Origin of the sequence: Novosphingobium sp. (assembly GCF_040079535.1) — a bacterium.
In the GTDB taxonomy this organism is placed as follows: domain Bacteria; phylum Pseudomonadota; class Alphaproteobacteria; order Sphingomonadales; family Sphingomonadaceae; genus Novosphingobium.
In genome coordinates this window covers 1-1,120 of the sequence record NZ_JBEBKB010000085.1, presented here as the reverse complement: position 1 = coordinate 1,120, position 1,120 = coordinate 1, and the positions used below count along the sequence as shown (strand labels likewise).

Below are 1,120 nucleotides of genomic sequence, written 5' to 3'. Positions count from 1 at the left end.
GCCTATCCCAATGCGCGGTGTTTTGCGGGGCACAACGGTCCCAAGGACATCACGGTGTGGTGTTCGAACGATTATCTGGCGATGGGCCAGCACCCCAAGGTGATAGCGGCGATGGAAGCGGCGCTGCACGATGTTGGGGCGGGCAGCGGCGGCACCCGCAACATCGGCGGCAACACGCATTACCACGTTGATCTTGAGGCGGAGCTGGCCGATCTGCATGGCAAGGACGGCGCGCTGCTGTTCACCTCGGGCTATGTCTCGAACGATGCCACGCTATCAACGCTGGCCAAGGTTCTGCCGGGCTGCGTGATCTTTTCAGACGCGCTCAACCACGCCAGCATGATCGCGGGGATCCGCAATGCCGGCTGCGAAAAGCGGGTGTTCCGCCACAACGATCTGGCCCATCTGGAAGAACTGCTGGCAGCCGAAGATCCTGGCGCTCCCAAGCTGATCGCGTTCGAAAGTGTCTATTCGATGGAAGGCGATGTCGCCCCGGTCCATGCGATCTGCGATCTTGCTGAAAAGTACAATGCGCTGACCTATATCGACGAGGTGCACGCGGTGGGGATGTACGGGCCCAGGGGCGGCGGGATCACTGATCGCGATCAGGCGGCCCACCGCATCGACATTATCGAAGGCACGCTGGGCAAGGCGTTCGGGGTGATGGGCGGTTATATCGCGGCGGACAGCCGGATCATCGATGTGATCCGATCATACGCGCCCGGGTTCATCTTCACCACCAGCCTGTCGCCGGTGCTGGTGGCGGGCGTGCTGGCCTCTGTGCGCCACCTCAAGGCCTCCAGTGCAGAGCGCGAAGCCCAGCAGGCCAATGCCGCCGCGCTGAAGGCGCTGCTGCGCGAAGCCGGGCTTCCGGTGATGGACAGCAGCACCCACATCGTGCCCGTGATGGTTGGCGATCCGGCCAAGGCGAAAAAGATATCAGACGTGCTGCTGGCCGAATACGGGGTCTATGTGCAGCCGATCAACTACCCCACCGTGCCGCGCGGCACCGAACGCCTGCGCTTTACCCCAGGCCCGGCCCACACCCCGGCCATGATCCGCGATCTGACCAAGGCGCTCACCGAAATCTGGCAAAGACTCGACCTCGCACTGGCGGCAT

The 1,120-nt window shown here is 63.2% G+C and carries 1 protein-coding gene; it reads left to right on the top strand.

The annotated features are described in order from the left end of the window. On the top strand, positions 1–1,120 hold a 1,120-nt coding region (hemA, locus tag ABL914_RS13915; RefSeq protein WP_391563787.1), incomplete at both ends, for a 5-aminolevulinate synthase.